We start from the raw sequence: 16,121 nt of genomic DNA on the forward strand, positions 1-16,121 counted from the left end.
TCGTGGCCTGCCGCTCGCTCAGGGGCGATACGCGCGCCAGCCGTTGCCGCCCGTGCAGACGAGTTGCGAACCCTTGGCCTGGCACTGCGCCTCGTAGCCCGGCGAATACAGCCATTCCCCGGCCCAGTGCAGGTCGACATACGGATCGGCCCTGGGCGTATCGGCCACGAAATTCGCGGCATCGTCGGTACTGCCGCTGCCCGTATAGCGCGCGGTGGCCGGGTACGGAAACACCGGGCGCGTACGCGTCGTGTTGCCGTTCGCGTCGACGATCGACGCGACGATCCTGCCCGGCGCCGCACCCATCTCGGTCCACGCCATCAGCGGCGTGAGTACGTCGAACACGTCCGGCCCTTGCCCGCCGCCGCAGTGCGCGACGCCCGGGAACAGGTAGAAGCGCGCGAAGCGGTCGACCTGCGCATCGCCCATGGTCTTCTTCATTGCTTCGTAGTACGCGATGCTGGAACGCGGCGAGATATGCTGGTCCTCCAGGCCGTGCCACAACAGCAGCTTGCCGCCACGGCCCGCGAAGCGGCCGAGGTCCGGATCGGTCGCGGCCAGGTAGTTCGACACCGGCACCGTCTTCATGAACGCGTCGAGCGTGAATTTCAGGTCGCCGATCGTTGCGGACGGATACGACGCGTTGTAGTAATCGAGATAGCGCAGGAACGGCAGCACGAAGCTGATCGTGCCGCTCGGTGCTGTCGCGGTGGCCGGGACGAACAGGCTCCAGTTCAGCTCCGAACCCCATTCGCGCGACACGAGCGGTTCGAGCCGCACGCCGTTCGCGGCGGTCGCGCCGTCGTGAATCTTGCGCACGACGTCGGCTTCCTGCGGCGTCAGACACGTCGCGGTCGATTGCCCGGCCGCGCACACCAGCGTCGCGGGATCGAACCGGCATGCGCGCGGGTTGTCGATCACGCCGTCCACCACGCCGTCGAGCCCGTCGCACGCCTTCAGCACCGCCGCATGCAGCATCGGCAGCTTGCCCGCGAGCAGGATCGCGTTGCCCGTCTTCGGGTCCGTATTGACCGCGGCCGGCCATGCGTGATGGAACGTGTTCTGCACGATCAGGTCGTTCGCGGGCGCACCGGCCGCAATGCCGTCGAAATCGTCGGGGAAACGCTGCGCCTCCATCAGCGCTTCACGACCGCCGTCCGAGCAGCCGTCGAAGTAGGCGTAGCGCGCGGGCCTTGCATAGAACTTGCCGATGATCGCCTTCGCCACCTGCGCGGTCGCGTGCTCGGCGCGATACGCGAAGTCGAGTTTCGCCTTCGGATCGAGCGCCCATGCGCCGTCGTTGCCGCCTTCGTGGCCCATGTCGGTCGCGGCCATCGCGATCGTCCCGTTGGTCACCGGTACGCAGGTCGACGCCATCGGTGCATTGACCGACAGGTTGCCGCACAATCCGCCGCACCCGGTCTGCAGATAGCGTTGCGTCCAGCCCTGCGTCGGCAGTTGCAGTTCGAACAGCGACGCGCCCGGGCCGATCGTGCCTTTCACGTCGCACACGGGCGCCGGCAGCGTGTTGTTGCCGACGACCGTGCCGGCGGGCAGCAGCACGGCCGACGTGATCGTGACCGTGCCGTCGGTCACGCCGCTCAGGTCGAGCGCCGCGACGGACGGGCACGACATCACGGGCATCACGGCCGGCAGATTCGCGAGCCCGCCCGCTGCAGTCCCGGCTCGCGCGGCGCCTGGCCAGCCGGTCATTGCCGCGCACACCCACATCATGCCGATCGCCAGCATCCGGACCAGCGCATCGCGCCGCACGCCCGCTGCGCGATGCCACGCGCGCCACATCCACCCTGCCCTGCAGTTCGTCTGCATTTCTGTCTCCTGTCGTTCTGATGGGGATGCCGACCGCCGGGAACGGACGATGCGGCACCGTTGCGAGAGTCTTGCGATACATCGGGCGAAACGGCTCGAATCGCCTTTTACCTGTTACTCAGCATAACTAATCTCATTGCCTGAACGCTTTGCAAAGACAGCCGAATCCCATCCGATTCGTTTATCGATTCCGGTACGCGTGGCGGTAATGTCGCCCGCCGGCGCTACGCCGGCTCCATCCCGCATTCACGCTTGATGCGATCGGCCCGCGACGAAGCCAGATACGCGAGGAACGCCTCGGTGGCCGCGCGATCGTGCGCCGTACGGCACACCGCCGCGGTGAATACGGTAACGGCCTGAATCGCCTCCGGCAGCACGCCGACGACATCGATACCCTGTACATGCAACAGCTCGCTGAACTGCTGGAAACCGAGGTCGACCTCGCCGGAGGCGATCAACGCGCCGACCGGCACGCCCGGCGGCGCCTGGACGATACGCGGCGCAATCGCCGCCGCGATGCCCCAGCGCGCGAACAGACGATTCAGGTGCGTGCCGCTCGGTCCCGTCGAATAGCCGATTCGTCCGGCCCGCAGGATCGTGTCGCGAATATCCGCCTCGGTGCCGATCTCCGGCCGCACCGCGCCCGCCTTCACCGCGACGGCAATGCGCGAACGGGCAACCTCCACACGGCTGCGCGCATCGACATGGCCGTCGGCCGCGAGCATCGCGAGCGCATCCGACGCGAGCACGACGAAGTCGAATGGCTCGCCGGCCTGCACGCGCCGGGCCGCGTCGACGCCGCCGACGGAGGCGACCGACACGCGGCATCCGGTTTCTGCCTCGTACGTGGCAGCCAGTCTCGCCAGCACCTCACGCGTGGCCATCGACGACAGGCCCGACACGGCAACCTCGGCCCATGCGGTCTGTTCCATCTTCGTCACCCGCATCAGTCGATGTAGCGCAGGCCGGCCTGGCGCAGCGGCTCGCGCATGTCGTACATGTCGAGACCCAGCACGCCCGATGCGAGTTTCGCGCGCTTCGCGGCTTCGTTCGTCTCGCGCGCGATCGCCTTGTCGAGCACGTCGGCCGCGCGCGCGGCCGGCACCGTGACCACGCCGTCGTCGTCCGCGACGATCACGTCGCCGGGCTGGACCAGCGCACCCGCGCAGACGACCGGCACGTTCACCGAGCCGAGCGTCGCCTTGATCGTGCCTTTCGCGGAAATCGCCTTGCTCCAGACCGGGAACCGCATCGCGTCGAGCACCGCGACGTCGCGCACGCCCGCATCGATGATCAGCGCCTGGGCGCCGCGCGCCTTGAAGCTCGTCGCGAGCAGGTCGCCGAAATAGCCGTCCGTGCAATCCGCGGTGATCGCGGCCACCACCACGTCGCCCGGCCGGATCTGCTCGGCCGCCACGTGCATCATCCAGTTGTCGCCCGGATGCAGCAGCACGGTGACGGCCGTGCCGGACGCCAGCGCGCGCGGATAGATCGGTCGCATATATGGCTTCATCAGCCCCGTGCGGCCCATCGCCTCGTGAACAGTCGCCGAGCCGAGCGCGCCGAGCCGCGCCGCGACGTCCTGATCCGCGCGGCGGATCGTGCGGTACACCACGCCAAGTTCATTCATCATCACTGCCCCTTCGCTTTCAGTTGCGCATCCAGACGCGGATACACGCGTCGCGCATTGCCTTCGTAGATCTTGTGCCGCGCGCTCGCATCGAGCGCGGACGCTTCGATATAGCGCTTCGTGTCGTCGTAGTAGTGGCCGGTCTCCGGATCGATCCCGCGCACCGCGCCGATCATCTCGCTCGCGAACAGGATGTTGTCGACCGGAATCACGCCGGTCAGCAGGTCGATGCCGGGCTGGTGATACACGCAAGTATCGAAAAACACGTTGTTCAGCAGATGGTCCTTCAGCAGCGGCTTTTTCAGCTCCTGCGCGAGCCCGCGAAAACGCCCCCAGTGATACGGCACCGCGCCGCCGCCGTGCGGAATCACGAAGCGCAGCGTCGGGAAATCGCGGAACAGGTCGGAGGTCAGGCACTGCATGAACGCCGTCGTATCGGCATTCAGGTAGTGGGCGCCCGTCGTATGGAAGCACGCGTTGCAGCTCGTACTCACATGGATCATCGCGGGAAGGTCGTACTCGACCATCTTCTCGTAGACCGGATACCAGTAGCGGTCCGACAGCGGCGGGCTCGTCCAGTGGCCGCCGGACGGATCGGGGTTCAGGTTGATCGCGACGTTGCCGTATTCCTCGACACACCGCACGAGCTCCGGAATGCAGGTCGCGACGTCGACGCCCGGGCTCTGCGGCAGCATCGCGGCCGGCACGAAGCGATCGGGAAACAGCCGGTGCACGCGATGGCACAGCTCGTTGCAGACGGCCGCCCACGTGCTCGATACCGCGAAATCGCCGATGTGATGCGCCATGAAGCTCGCGCGCGGGCTGAAGATCGTCAGGTCGAGGCCGCGCTCGCGCATCAGCCGGAGCTGGTTCAACTCGATCGATTCGCGCAGCTCGTCGTCGCCGATGCGCAGCTCGGAGACTTTCGGCCGCTCCGACGGGCTGTTGATCGCCGCGACCTGGCGATTGCGCCACGCCTCCAGCGCCTTCGGCGCGGTGGTGTAGTGGCCGTGAATATCGATGATCATGCATGCTCCTGCGTGTAATGACGTATCCGGCGCGTGCCGCGCTCCGCGCCGGTTCGGCGCGGCCCGGTCAGTGCGCCGGGTTTTCCAGTTCCTGCGGTTCGGGCGCGGGTGCGCGCTGCGACGTCATGATCGCGATCGCTGCCAGCGTGGCCGGCACCGCGAGCATCGACAGAATCGCGTCGAACTTCCAGCCGAGCCCGAGCAGCGCACCGCCGATCGCCGAGCCGAAGATGCTGCCGAAGCGCCCCATCCCGAGCATCCAGCTCACGCCGGTCGCCCGCGCGACGGTCGGATAGCGTCCCGGCGCATACGCGTTCAGGCCCGTCTGCGCGCCGCTCATGCAGAAGCCGGCCGCGAACACCAGCAGCGCGAGCGACGACGACAGCGCGCCGGCCCAGGCGAGCACGGCCACGCACAGCCCGCCGCCCAGGTACGCGGCGCCGATCACCGGTGCCGGCCGCACCTTGTCCATCAGCCAGCCGACGCCGATCGCGCCGATCGTGCCGCCGATCTGGAACATCGCGGTCACGTTCGCGGCCGTGCTGACGGACAGGCCCGCGTCCTTGATCAGCGTCGGCAGCCAGCCCGTCAACAGGTAGATCACGAGCAGCCCCATGAAATACGTGATCCACAGCGACACGGTGACGAACCCGTAGCCTTGCGAGAACAGCACGCCGATCGGCTTGCGCGTCGGCAGCGGCGGCTCGTTCGACACGAACGTCTCGTTGCCGCTGAACTGCCCGCCGCACACGCGGTTCAGCAAGGCGGCGATCCGCTGCGACGGCGCCCCGCGAACGGCCAGCAAACGGGCCGATTCGGGCAGCAGCCACAGTTGCAGCGGAATCAGCAGCAGCGGCAGCGTGCCGCCGAACAGCAGCACCGTGCGCCAGCCGTGCAACGGAATCAGCCAGCCGGCGACGAAGCCGATCAGCGCGGAGCCGAGATTGAAGCCCGTGAACATCACGGTGATCATCCGCGCGCGCATCCGTTTTGGCGCGTATTCCGACAGCAGCGTCGTCGTGTTCGGCATCGCCGCGCCGAGCCCGATTCCCGTCAGCAACCGCAGCACCGCCATCTCGAACGGCGAGTGCGCGTGCGCGGTCACGATCGTGAACACGCCGAACAGGAACACCGACGCGATCAGCACGCGCTTGCGCCCGAACCGGTCCGCGCTCGGGCCGGCCACCAGCGCGCCGATCACGAGCCCGATCGGCGCCGCGCTCATCACGAGCCCGAACTCGGGGCGCGAGATCGCCCAGTCGTGGATGATCGACGGCGCGACGAACCCCATGATCGCGACGTCCATCCCGTCGGCGATCACGACGAGGCAGCACAACACGACCAGCAGCCACTGGTAGCGTGTCACCGGCCGGTCGTCGATGAACGACTTGATGTCGATTGTCTTTCCGCTTCCCATCATCTGTCTCCTTGGTGACGATCATTCACGTTGATTCGTCATCCTATTTATATGGATTGGTAATCCGCCCGGATCGGCAGGGATGAAGGCGCGCGACGTCACGCGCGCCCTCGTTGTCCGTCAGGTGCTTTCCGGCTGCTCCGCACTATCCCAGCCGAGCGGCCCCGCGCTCTTGCCCGCGACGGAATACAGCGCGCCCGGTGCGTTTCGCGTGCGCTGGAAATCTTCCAGCGACTCGCCGCGCATCGCTGCGTAGATGTGCAGGTTCGATACGCCCGTCACCGCACCGAGCTTCTCCAGCAGGAAGAAAATCACGCCGTAGCGCAGCAACCCCAGCCAGTCGCGCCGGCGGATCAGGTCGCGCTCCTGCGCGCTGAGGCCGGCCGCGTCGAAGCTCGCTTCGGGATCGCCGATGAACTGCGCGCGATGCGCGGGTTCGATCATCCGGTGCAGATAGTCGTTGATCCGGTACGCGTCGACGGCCCTCGCGATCGTGAACGGGTAGGTGCCCGGCAACTGCTCGACGCCGGCCAGTTCGGCCGCGATCCGCTGCCGGTGCCGTTCGGCCGCCGCCGCGTCGATGTCGGTATCGGCCGGCTCGTAGACAGCGGTCGCGATCCCCGTCATCGACGGCAGGTAGTAGCTGCGATGACGACACACGACGCCGGCCGGCAACGCGCCGCGCATCGTGAGCCACATCACGACCTCCGCGCCTTCGTAACCACCGAGCGTCGCGTATTCGGCGAGCGGCATGCCGGCCAGGCGTTCGGGATCGCGTTCGAGCAGGTCGAGAAAGCGTTCGTCCCATTCGGGGTGGTTGAAACCCGAGCGCTCGCCGTGCACCTGGTGCGACAGCCCGCCGGTCGCGACAATCGCGACGCGCAGATCCTCCGGGTAGCTTTCGATCGCGCGCCGCAGCGCCTGCCCGAGCCGGTAGAAGCGGCGCGCGGACGGCACCGGCAGCTGCAGCACGCCCATCTGCAGCGGCACGAGCCGCACCGGCCAGTCGGGCCGGTGCGGGCACAGCACCGACAGCGGCGAGAAGCAGCCATGGTCGAGCGGCTTGTTCTGGAAGAACGACATGTCGAACTCGTCGGCCATCAGCGACTGGCCGACATGCGCGGCAAACGCCGGATGGCCGGCGATCGGCGGCAGGTCGCGCGCGCCGCCGCCTTCGTCGGCCGGATGCCACTGCGGCCCGACACCGAGGGCGAATGCCGAGTAGTGGTCGAAGAAGAACGACGTGACGTGGTCGTTGTAGATGAACAGCAGCACGTCCGGACGCTTGTCGGCGAGCCACGCGGCCAGCGGCGCGAAGTTCTCGAAGATCGGTGCCCACACGGGATCGTCGCGCTTGTTCTTGTCGAACGCGAACCCGATCGTGGGCGTGTGGGAGGCCGCGATGCCCCCGATAATCCGTGCCATGCCAGTGCTCCTTCGTGATGCTCGAATGCGGTCCGGCCCGGCCGTCCGCGACAGAATGAATGCGTGCCCTGCCCGCCGCCTACACGCGGGCCGATTGCTGCGGCGCGAGGCTGCGCTTGACGACCAGCGCGAGCGGAACCGCAAAGACGAAATGCGACATGAACCCGCCGATGATCACGTTCGGGTCCAGGTAGTTCGGGTGATTGCTCGATGCGATCATGATCAGCACGTGCATCACGATCCACGCGACGATCGCGAAGAACAGCGCGACGAACGTCGCCTCGTAGCCGCGCCGGCGGAACCACGGCCAGATCGCCGCGAACACGATGCCCCACGACAGCGCGAACGCGAAATGAATCGCGGTACCGATGAAGTACGCCCCGATGCCGAGCGCGTCCTGCACGGCCTTGCCGAACACGAGCCCCGTCGCGTTGCGCGGGATGCCGGCAAGCGGCATCAGATGCTGCGCGCCGACCCACACGAGCGCCTCGTAGACCCAGATCAGCACCGCGCCGGTCAGCCCGCCGCGCATGCCTGCCCGCACCGTGTCGGCCCACGCGACACGGCCCGGCGCCGCGTCGGCCTGCCTGCCGCCCGCCGGTTTGCCGGCGCCCAACGTGTGCTGCTGTCCCATTGCCCTGCCTCGCTCGTCAGATGGGTGTCGCGCACGGCGGGACCCCCGGGGTGATCGGACAAACAATGAATCAGATGGCGGCCCGACACGCCGGCAACTGCACCGATGCTGTTGCCGGAGTCGAAATTACGCATTCGGTGGCAGGGGCAAATAGTCGGGGTAAACCCTTGCATATGATCGAAACGGCATGACCGTCATGCATTCTCGAACGAAACCATTCCGCTGACGGATAGCCGGAAAGCCCGCCGGATATGGCGTCCACGGCTGGCCACGTTGCGCTCCGTCGGTGCCAACACCGATCCTGGCGATTCAATCCCGATAAACAAAACAGATAGGTCGATAAGCACGACGCAAGCTGCCGCGCCACCGTTCCGGTAAAGTCGGTCGACACCTGCCGCCCCAGCACGCCGCGCGCCGGCCGGCCTCCACTGCGGCTCGTCCGCGCGTGACCGACCCATGGACCACACCGATCTCCCGAACCTCGCCTGCCTGTATGCAGTGCAGCGCGTCGCCGAAGCCGGCAGCGTGAGCCGCGCGGCCGCAACGCTGTTTCGCGCGCAGTCCGCCGTCACGCGTGCCGTGCAGGAAATCGAAACGGCGCTCGGCGAGCCGCTGTTCGAACGGAAGCCGTCCGGCATGCTCGCGACGCCGGTCGGGCGCGCGGTACTGAAGCGCGGCGAGCGCGTGTTCGCCGAACTCGGCGAGCTGGCGAACTGGTGCGCGCTGCGCCAGTCGCGCCGGCGCGCATCGGCCGACGGCGGGCTGCCCGCGTACCTGCTCAACACGCGGCGGCTGCAGCTGTTCTCGACGCTCGCACGGCACCGCCACATGCCGAGCGCGGCCCGCACGCTCGGCGTCACGCAGCCGGCCGTCAGCAGCGCGATCCGGATTCTCGAGAGCGGCGCCGGGTTCGCGCTGTTCCATCGCCATCCGCGCGGCCTGCTGCTGACGAACGACGGCGAGACGTTCCTGCTGCACGTGCGGCGTGCGCTGAACGAATTGCGACATGTCGCCGACGACGTCGCCGCGCTGCACGGCAGCATCCAGGGCGTCGTGACCGTCGGCGCGCTGCCGCTCGGCCGCACGCTGATGCTGCCCGAGGCCGTCGCCCGCGTCGTCACGCGCTTCCCCAAGGTGCGCGTGATCACCGACGAAAGTGCATACGAAGCGCTCGTCGCCGGCGTGCGCGCGGGCGACATCGACTTCATCCTCGGCGCGCTGCGCGCCGGCGACCCGACGAGCGACCTCGAAAACGAGCGTCTGATGTCGGAGAACCTCGTCGTGCTCGCGCGGCGCGATCACCCGCTCGCCGGCGTACGCAACCTCGGCATCAGGAGCCTCGCCGGCGCGCAATGGATCCTGCCGCGCAGCCATGCGCCCGCGCGCGGCCTGTTCGACACGCTGTTCCGCCGCATGAAGCTCAAGCCGCCGATGCCGACGGTCGAATCGGCCGACCTCGCCGTGATCCGCGGCCTGCTGCTCCACACCGACATGCTCGCGGTGCTGTCCGCGCAGCAACTGCATTACGAGTGCGAATCGGGGTTGCTGGCCGTTCTCGACGTCCCGCCGATGCGCGAGACGACCCGCGACATCGGCCTGATGACGCGCACCGGCAGCCCGCCGTCGCCGGCTGCGCGCGCACTGATCGACGCGCTCCGCATCGTCGCGACCGAGGTCGCGCGCTCGCCGCACGCCACCGTCGCGCGATAAGGAAAATGCATGGCGATCGCGCCCGGTTCGCATTGCCCGCGCAGCGCGCATCCCCGCACAATGTCCGGGACAGGCAGGGCAACACGGCACCGCGTCGACCTGCGCTCATAAGCGACCGCGATACCGTCGTTCCGCTCACGCCCCACTCGTACGCCCAGGGAGTCAAAGCATGCACGAAGCGACCATCGCCTTCATCGGCTTCGGCGAGGCCGGCGGCCTGCTCGGCGGTGCGCTGGCCGCGCGCCGCGTACGCGTGACGATGTACGACCGTCAGCTCGACGATGCGCGTACCGCGCATGCGATGCGCGAGAAGGCCGCGCGCCTGAACGTAGCGGCCGCGCCGACCGTCGCCGACGCGATCCGCGATGCGCGGTGGATCGTCTCCGCCGTCACGGCATCGTGCGACGCCGAAGTCGCCGAAGCGGTCGCGGCATGTATCCGGCCGGGCCAGACCTTCGTCGACATCAATTCGGTATCGCCCGCGATGAAGCAACAGGGCCAGCAACGGGTCGAAGCCGCCGGCGGCCGTTATGTCGAAGCGGCCGTGATGGCGCCCGTGCCGCCGGAAGGGCTCGCCGTGCCGATGCTGCTCGGTGGCCCGCAGGCCGAAGCGGTCGCGCACGAACTGACGGCGCTCGGCTTCAACGCACGGGCCGTGGCGGCCCGGGTCGGCGTCGCGTCGGCGGCCAAGATGTGCCGCAGCGTGATGATCAAGGGCATCGAGGCGCTGACCGTCGAATGCCTGGCTGCCGCACGCGCGTACGGGGCCGATGCGCTCGTGCTCGCATCGTTGCGGCAGACGTTCGACCGGTTCGCGACGTCGCCCGACCTGCCCGGCTACCTGATCGGTCGCGTCGCCGAGCACGGCCGCCGACGCGCGGCGGAAATGCGCGAAGTCGCCGACACGCTGCGCGAAGGCGACATCGCGCCGGACATGAGCGAAGCCTGCGCACGCGTGCAGGACCGCTTCGTCGACGCGATGGCCGCGCGCGGGCTCGACTATCAAGCACTGCTGCCGTTCGACTGGGCGCAGGTGCTCGACATGCTGGACGGCCGGCAACCGCTGGAGAACATCACGATGCCGTCGAAGCCGGTCGCGTGAGTTATCTCGGCGCCTGCGCGTGCTCCCCCGCGAACGCCGTCTCCACGAACCGGATCACGTCGTCGAGCGACGACGTGCACATGGCATCCGCCGCCAGCGTCTGAAACGCGCCGTCCGGCCCGAAGCAGACGAGCGGCTTGCGCCAGCGTTGCGCCAGCGCGATTTCCTGGGCCGTGCCGTGCCCGCCCGGCAACGCGACGATCAGGTCGCTGCTCAGCACGTTCACGTGGTTGCGGTTGATCGTCTGCGGATCGGCATCCGGTTCGCGGCGCGGCAGCGGCGTGAGGATCGGGATGTCGACGAACGGATGCGGATAGCCGTCGAGCGGCACGAAGCCCGCGACCGGATCGGCCTGCGTCGGCAGGATGCCGATCGATCGGCCGGCCCGCCCCGGCACGCCGGCGAACGCGCGCGCGACGGCCAGCATCACGCCCTGCCCGCCGCCCGTCAGCAGATTGAAGCCGGCCTCTGCGAGCCATGCGCCGAGCGGATCCGAAAACGCGAGCCACGGCTCCTTGCCCGAGCCCATCACGCCGATCGTCCTGTTCTTCTGTTGCATCGTGGTTTCCGGTGAAATCGTTGCGGTGCGTGCGAGCACCACGCTCATTCGAGTTCGACGCCCTTCAGCTCGGGGATCAGGAACAGCGTCGCGACCATGTCGAGCACGTAAAGGCCCGCGAGCAGCGCGATGGCCGTCTGGAACGAATAGTGCACGGCCAGCGCGCCGACCGCGACCGGGCCGAAGCCGCCGACCGCGCGACCGATATTCCACAGCACGTTCTGCGCGGTGGCGCGCGCGGCCGTCGGATAGCCTTCCGACATCAGCGTCCCGTAGCCGCCGACCATCCCGTTGACGAACATGCCCATCAGCGCGCCGGCCCACAGCATCGCAGTGGGGTCCGTCAGCCGCGCATACGCGATGACCGTGACGACCGAACCGACCTGGTACAGCAGGAACGTCGGCTTGCGCCCGATGCGGTCGGCCAGTTGCCCGAACACCCACACGCCGATCATCATCCCGACGACGGTCGCCGCCGTCCACAGCCCCGACTTCGTCAGCGAAAAGCCCATCTGCTTCGACAGGAAGGTCGGCAGCCAGATCATGATCCCGTAGTAGCCGAAGTTCTGGACCGAACAGAGGATCACGATGCCGAGGCTCGTGCGCGCGGTGCGGCCGTCGGCGACGAGCATGCGGAACGCATTGGATTTCGGCTGCGTCGCGCGCTGCACGAACGCCTCCGGCTCGTGCAGCTTGTTGCGCATCGCCCAGGCGAGCAGCGCGGGCAGCACGCCGACCAGGAACATACCGCGCCAGCCGATGTGGAGCAGCAAGAGCGGCGTCAGCAGCGCGGCCAGCAGCACGCCGGCCTGCCAGCCGAGCGCGACGTAGCACGACACGCGGGCACGCTTGCTCGCCGGCCACGCTTCCGCCGCGAGCGCCATGCCGATCCCGAACTCGCCGCCCAGCCCGATGCCCGCGATGGTGCGGTAGGCCAGCAGGTCCCAGAAGCCGCGCGCGAACGCGCACAGGCCGGTGAAGATCGCGAACAGCAGGATCGTCCAGGTCAGCACGCGCACGCGCCCGTAGCGGTCGCTCAACGCGCCGAACAGGATGCCGCCCGCGACCGCGCCGATCAGCGTCCACGTGACGAGCGCGCCGCCCTGCCCGGGTGTCAAATGCAGCGCCGCCGTGATCGCCGGCAGCATGAAGCCGAGGATCAGCAGGTCGAAGCCGTCCATCGCATAGCCGATCGCCGACCCGGCCAGCGCTTTCCACGCATACGACCCGACCTGCTCCACGCGCGGGGCCGACGGGCCGCCGAGCGTCGAAGATTTCATGTTTGCTGCCATGGTGTCCTGCCACGAATGTCCGGCGACATTTTAAGGCCTGTGCCCGCCAACGACGGACGCGGGCGCGCATCGACGCCGCTGCCGGAACGGCAAGCGGGACATGGCGGGCGATGAACGGGGAAAACGTCGATCCGGTGTCGGCGGCGAGGCCGGCGATGTCGCGGCCATGCCGGACACCGGATGAAAGACTGCGGACGGACGGAGTGTTACCGGCGGACCCGCCGGCGCGAACCGGACGGCGCCGTGTGGCCCTGCGGCGCGGCCTGCTTCAGCCCTGATCGTCGCCGGGCCACCAGGCCTTGGCCTCGCGGTCGACGGCGAGCGAATCGAGATCCTTGCCTTCGAGCCATTTCGGTCGAGGGCCGCGACCCGACCACGAACGGCCGGTCGTCGGATCGTAGTACTTGGCGGGCGCCTTGCGTTTTCGCTGGACGATGTAGCCGAGCGCGCTCAGCACTTCCTGCTGCGAAATGCCCAAAAGCTCGACCTGTTCCTTGAATGCCGCGAGCGCGGCCTGCTTCTCCTTCTGCTTCGCATCCGACAGCTTGATGTTCAGGTCCCGAAGTTGTGCTTCGAGTTCCTGTAGGGCCTGAGTCATGTATTCATCCTCTTTGGGCATGTTTTTGCAAAAAACTCCGATGCGCGAACCTACCACGAAGTTCCGCCGATCGGTGCTGTCAAAAATGTGAATCGTTTGCCCCAGCCGGCATGATTTGCGCGATGCGCACTAAACGACGTCGTGCGTCATTGACGCGCAGGACCGGACGGGCGACGCGCGGCACGTCGCGTACGAACAGGCATGGCGAACGGCTGCGGCAAGTCGGGCGCCGCCCCTGGCACGGGTGCGGCATGGCGCGAATGATAGCAGTGCGCGACATCGTGTTGCATAAGTCGTGCGACGGAATCGATGCGCAGCGGACGGCTTACCGGCCTGCGTAGTCGGTATCCCATGCGATCCGGTCGAGCAGCGCGCGCAGCTTGGCGCCGCGTGCCGCATTCAGCGCGGCGGCATGTGCGACGCGCCCGGCAAGATGCGCGCGGAAATCCGGATGCGCAGCTCGATTCTGCGACGCCGGGCCGCGCCGGATGCAGTTGGTCAGGATGGCCTTCAGGAGATCGAACTCATCGCGCGCCAGGTTCGGGTGACGATTGACGACTACGCCGGCCAGTTGCTGCCGCGACCCGCGCCGCATCACGCGCGTCTTGCGCAGTTGCAGCGCGAAGCCCTCCTCGAGCGCGATCGCGGCCACCCTGATTTGCAGGCGCTCGACGTTGCGCGCCAGCGCGCCGCCGCCCGAGAATGCGAGATCGTCCGCATAGCGCGTATAGGTCGCATCGAGCGAACGTGCGAGCGCGGCGAGCCGCATGTCGAACCGGAACGCGCACAGGTTCGCGAGCGCCGGCGACGTCGGCGCGCCCTGCGGCAGATGCCGTTCGCGATAGCGCTGGCGGCCGATCCAGTCGAACCGGTCGCGCAGGTCCGGCGCGAGCAGCCGCGCCGACGGCACGCGGTTCGTGCACAACCCGGTGAGCATGCGGGCGACTTCGACCGGATACCCGAGCGTCGCGAACAGCGCATGGACGCGTGCGGCGCGCACCGACACGAAGAAATCCGCGAGATCGAAGCGGACGACGACATCGCGATCGGCATGCGGCGCCGCGAACGACACGATCCCGTGCCCCTTGCGAAAACCGTGTACGGCGCCGTGCGGCGCAATGCGGTCGAGCAGCCCGTGCAGGATGCGGCGCTGCGCTTCGCGCAGCCTTCCCTTCGGGATCTCGACCAGCCGGGATCCGCCGCTGCGCTTGTCGAGCGCGACGTACGTGTAGTGATGCAGCGGTGTGGCGCTGCTGCGCGCGCCGACGCGCCAGTGATCGGACAGCCAGTCGAGTTCCGGCGCGCTCACGCCGAGCCAGCCGGCGAGATCGCCGGTCGTCGCCCATTGCGGCACGTCGCAACCGGCGAGCGGCGCCGGCAACGGCCGCTGGACCGGCGGCCGCCGCACCACGCGGATCACGACCGGCCGAGGGTCGCCGTACCACGCGCGCACGAATCCGGGCGCCTCGGCCACGACGTCCGCAAGCACATCGATGTCGGCGTCGGCCCAGTGCGCGCCGAAGCGCGCGAGCGATGCATCCGCGACTTCATGCGCCCACATCGGCGCGTCGCCGAGCACGGCCGCCATCCGCGCGATGACGCCGCCACGCTCGGGCGAGCCCGCGAGCATCGCTTCGGCAATCGTGCGGGTGGTATCGCGCAGGGATGCGTGCATGGCCAGGAATGGGCGGGACGATGAGTCAACGTGGCTGGTGCTGCGAGGCGGTACGTTGCGCAACGCGCAACCGGCCCCCTTGCGACGCATCGGTGTGTCGATCTGATCCACGGGGTAGCCCCGTGGTCCTGGAACATCGACTGCCTGTTCCGGGTGTGTGCTTGACCCACCGGCCCGCGTCCCGACTGTAATGGGCGCGCACGCCGGGTGTCAATTCAGGCGGGACGGCGTTCGATGCGCGGCGGGCCGTGCGGGTCGCCGGCCCGTGCCCGGCATCCCGCTACCGCGCTTACACGCCCCGCGCGAACAGCGCGCTGTACGCGATCGGCGCCACGCCGATGCCGGCCATGCCGCTCAGCATCGTCGCCCAGGTTGCGTCGGCCACGCTGACCGGAAACGACCGCACGCGATTGGCGAGCAGCCAGAAAGTCCGCGTCATGCCGTCGCTCATCGCGACTTCGTACCCGCTTCCCGCCGGCCAGTAGCCGACCGGGGGCAGCGCCACCGGTGCCTCGCGGCCGCCCCTGAACGCGGTGGCGGCGATCGCGAACTTGCTGTCGAGCGGCATGGCCCGGCGTGGTACGCAGTCCTGCGAATCCTGTTTCGGGAACGCCGGGCTCGTTTCGAGCCAGCGGCGATAAAACGCCTCGGCGTCGAGATGGACGACGAAACGCTCCACCCCGCCCGGCTCGGCCGCCAGATAGCAGTCGACCTGGCCGGGTACGGGTACGCGCCAGATCGCGCGCTTCGCGCTCAGGTCGACCAGTTCGCATGCCGTCGGCCGGAGCGAGAGGGTTGAAGCAGGTCCGGACTCGCGCAGGTCGCGGGCGCGGTCGAGTCCGTTACGAAGACGTGTCAGCATGGGCCCTCTCTTTCTCTCTCGATTTGTTCGAATGAGTCAGGGTGCGTGACGCGATCCGCGCCGTCGCCGCCGGTTCGCCCGGCTCCCCCGACGCTCCCGACCGGATCGGGAACCCGCGCAGTGTATCGCCTTTCGATGACGGAACGACAGGGCATGCTGCCCACCCCCGGTGGGCAAGGATCGTCCGCCCCGTCAAACGGAAACCCGCTTCGACCGGGCCTTTCAGCGTCGTGGGCACCGCCCGCCGCAGCGCATCAAAACCCTGCGGATCATGGAACGCGCCCCGCGCTGCGACCTCTACGATCAGCCCGCCCCGACTACGAGGCACGGGCCCGACGGGCGACGTTCTTTCAGAAGGA

The 16,121-nt window shown here is 68.4% G+C and carries 14 protein-coding genes; 2 read left to right on the plus strand and 12 right to left on the minus strand.

The genetic code is table 11. The annotated features are described in order from the left end of the window. Window positions 1-18 precede the first annotated feature (18 nt). The 7 genes from KEC55_RS34545 to KEC55_RS34575 form a co-directional block, all read right to left on the minus strand. A complete protein-coding gene (locus tag KEC55_RS34545) occupies window positions 19-1,830 on the minus strand; it encodes a tannase/feruloyl esterase family alpha/beta hydrolase (protein WP_282512203.1) in 1,812 nt (603 codons plus the stop codon). Window positions 1,831-2,054: 224 nt separating this feature from the next. Then, window positions 2,055-2,762, minus strand: coding sequence for a substrate-binding domain-containing protein (locus KEC55_RS34550; RefSeq protein ID WP_282512205.1), 708 nt, complete (start codon window positions 2,760-2,762; stop codon window positions 2,055-2,057). A gap of 14 nt (window positions 2,763-2,776) precedes the next feature. Further along, window positions 2,777-3,460 (minus strand): 4-carboxy-4-hydroxy-2-oxoadipate aldolase/oxaloacetate decarboxylase, encoded by a 684-nt coding sequence (gene ligK, locus KEC55_RS34555; RefSeq protein WP_282513120.1) that lies wholly within the window; start codon window positions 3,458-3,460, stop codon window positions 2,777-2,779. 2 nt (window positions 3,461-3,462) lie between these two features. Further along, window positions 3,463-4,488, minus strand: a complete 1,026-nt coding sequence (locus tag KEC55_RS34560) for an amidohydrolase family protein (RefSeq protein WP_282512207.1) — start codon at window positions 4,486-4,488, stop codon at window positions 3,463-3,465. A gap of 67 nt (window positions 4,489-4,555) precedes the next feature. After that, a complete protein-coding gene (locus tag KEC55_RS34565; RefSeq protein WP_282513122.1) occupies window positions 4,556-5,905 on the minus strand; it encodes an MFS transporter in 1,350 nt (449 codons plus the stop codon). Between the two features lie 120 nt (window positions 5,906-6,025). Further along, window positions 6,026-7,330, minus strand: coding sequence for a gallate dioxygenase (locus tag KEC55_RS34570; protein ID WP_282512209.1), 1,305 nt, complete (start codon window positions 7,328-7,330; stop codon window positions 6,026-6,028). A gap of 79 nt (window positions 7,331-7,409) precedes the next feature. Then, on the minus strand, window positions 7,410-7,964 hold the full coding sequence (locus tag KEC55_RS34575) for a hypothetical protein (RefSeq protein WP_282512211.1): 555 nt from the start codon (window positions 7,962-7,964) through the stop codon (window positions 7,410-7,412). A gap of 456 nt (window positions 7,965-8,420) precedes the next feature. On the opposite strand from KEC55_RS34575, the gene KEC55_RS34580 reads away from it, so the two are divergent. Both KEC55_RS34580 and KEC55_RS34585 read left to right on the plus strand, forming a co-directional pair. Next, window positions 8,421-9,674, plus strand: a complete 1,254-nt coding sequence (locus KEC55_RS34580) for a LysR family transcriptional regulator (RefSeq protein ID WP_282512213.1) — start codon at window positions 8,421-8,423, stop codon at window positions 9,672-9,674. A gap of 169 nt (window positions 9,675-9,843) precedes the next feature. Further along, on the plus strand, window positions 9,844-10,776 hold the full coding sequence (locus tag KEC55_RS34585; protein WP_282512215.1) for an NAD(P)-dependent oxidoreductase: 933 nt from the start codon (window positions 9,844-9,846) through the stop codon (window positions 10,774-10,776). A 1-nt stretch (window position 10,777) separates the two neighbouring features. Here KEC55_RS34585 and KEC55_RS34590 read toward each other — a convergent pair whose 3' ends face one another. The 5 genes from KEC55_RS34590 to KEC55_RS34610 all read right to left on the minus strand — a co-directional run bounded on the left by KEC55_RS34590 (window position 10,778) and on the right by KEC55_RS34610 (window position 15,762). After that, a complete protein-coding gene (locus KEC55_RS34590) occupies window positions 10,778-11,335 on the minus strand; it encodes a DNA-binding protein (RefSeq protein WP_282512217.1) in 558 nt (185 codons plus the stop codon). 44 nt (window positions 11,336-11,379) lie between these two features. Beyond that, on the minus strand, window positions 11,380-12,627 hold the full coding sequence (locus KEC55_RS34595) for an MFS transporter (protein WP_282512219.1): 1,248 nt from the start codon (window positions 12,625-12,627) through the stop codon (window positions 11,380-11,382). 268 nt (window positions 12,628-12,895) lie between these two features. Next, a complete protein-coding gene (locus KEC55_RS34600) occupies window positions 12,896-13,225 on the minus strand; it encodes an H-NS family nucleoid-associated regulatory protein (RefSeq protein ID WP_176046642.1) in 330 nt (109 codons plus the stop codon). A 325-nt stretch (window positions 13,226-13,550) separates the two neighbouring features. Further along, the gene (locus KEC55_RS34605; protein WP_282512221.1) at window positions 13,551-14,900 is read right to left on the minus strand and encodes a reverse transcriptase family protein; all 1,350 of its coding nucleotides are present in this window, start codon (window positions 14,898-14,900) and stop codon (window positions 13,551-13,553) included. A 289-nt stretch (window positions 14,901-15,189) separates the two neighbouring features. After that, complete coding sequence (locus tag KEC55_RS34610; protein WP_282512223.1) at window positions 15,190-15,762, minus strand: plasmid fertility inhibition factor family protein; 573 nt, start codon at window positions 15,760-15,762, stop codon at window positions 15,190-15,192. Window positions 15,763-16,121 lie beyond the last annotated feature (359 nt).

Source organism: Burkholderia cepacia, assembly GCF_029962485.1.
Lineage (GTDB): Bacteria > Pseudomonadota > Gammaproteobacteria > Burkholderiales > Burkholderiaceae > Burkholderia.

Excerpts from the sequence above, each read along its gene's own strand:
- ligK (WP_282513120.1), bottom strand. The coding sequence starts at position 3,460 with ATGAATGAACTTGGCGTGGTGTACCGCACGATCCGCCGCGCGGATCAG.
- KEC55_RS34575 (WP_282512211.1), bottom strand. The coding sequence starts at position 7,964 with ATGGGACAGCAGCACACGTTGGGCGCCGGCAAACCGGCGGGCGGCAGG.
- KEC55_RS34550 (WP_282512205.1), bottom strand. The coding sequence starts at position 2,762 with ATGGAACAGACCGCATGGGCCGAGGTTGCCGTGTCGGGCCTGTCGTCG.
- KEC55_RS34600 (WP_176046642.1), bottom strand. The coding sequence starts at position 13,225 with ATGACTCAGGCCCTACAGGAACTCGAAGCACAACTTCGGGACCTGAAC.
- KEC55_RS34560 (WP_282512207.1), bottom strand. The coding sequence starts at position 4,488 with ATGATCATCGATATTCACGGCCACTACACCACCGCGCCGAAGGCGCTG.
- KEC55_RS34610 (WP_282512223.1), bottom strand. The coding sequence starts at position 15,762 with ATGCTGACACGTCTTCGTAACGGACTCGACCGCGCCCGCGACCTGCGC.
- KEC55_RS34565 (WP_282513122.1), bottom strand. The coding sequence starts at position 5,905 with ATGGGAAGCGGAAAGACAATCGACATCAAGTCGTTCATCGACGACCGG.
- KEC55_RS34545 (WP_282512203.1), bottom strand. The coding sequence starts at position 1,830 with ATGCAGACGAACTGCAGGGCAGGGTGGATGTGGCGCGCGTGGCATCGC.
- KEC55_RS34570 (WP_282512209.1), bottom strand. The coding sequence starts at position 7,330 with ATGGCACGGATTATCGGGGGCATCGCGGCCTCCCACACGCCCACGATC.
- KEC55_RS34580 (WP_282512213.1), top strand. The coding sequence starts at position 8,421 with ATGGACCACACCGATCTCCCGAACCTCGCCTGCCTGTATGCAGTGCAG.
- KEC55_RS34590 (WP_282512217.1), bottom strand. The coding sequence starts at position 11,335 with ATGCAACAGAAGAACAGGACGATCGGCGTGATGGGCTCGGGCAAGGAG.
- KEC55_RS34585 (WP_282512215.1), top strand. The coding sequence starts at position 9,844 with ATGCACGAAGCGACCATCGCCTTCATCGGCTTCGGCGAGGCCGGCGGC.
- KEC55_RS34605 (WP_282512221.1), bottom strand. The coding sequence starts at position 14,900 with ATGCACGCATCCCTGCGCGATACCACCCGCACGATTGCCGAAGCGATG.
- KEC55_RS34595 (WP_282512219.1), bottom strand. The coding sequence starts at position 12,627 with ATGGCAGCAAACATGAAATCTTCGACGCTCGGCGGCCCGTCGGCCCCG.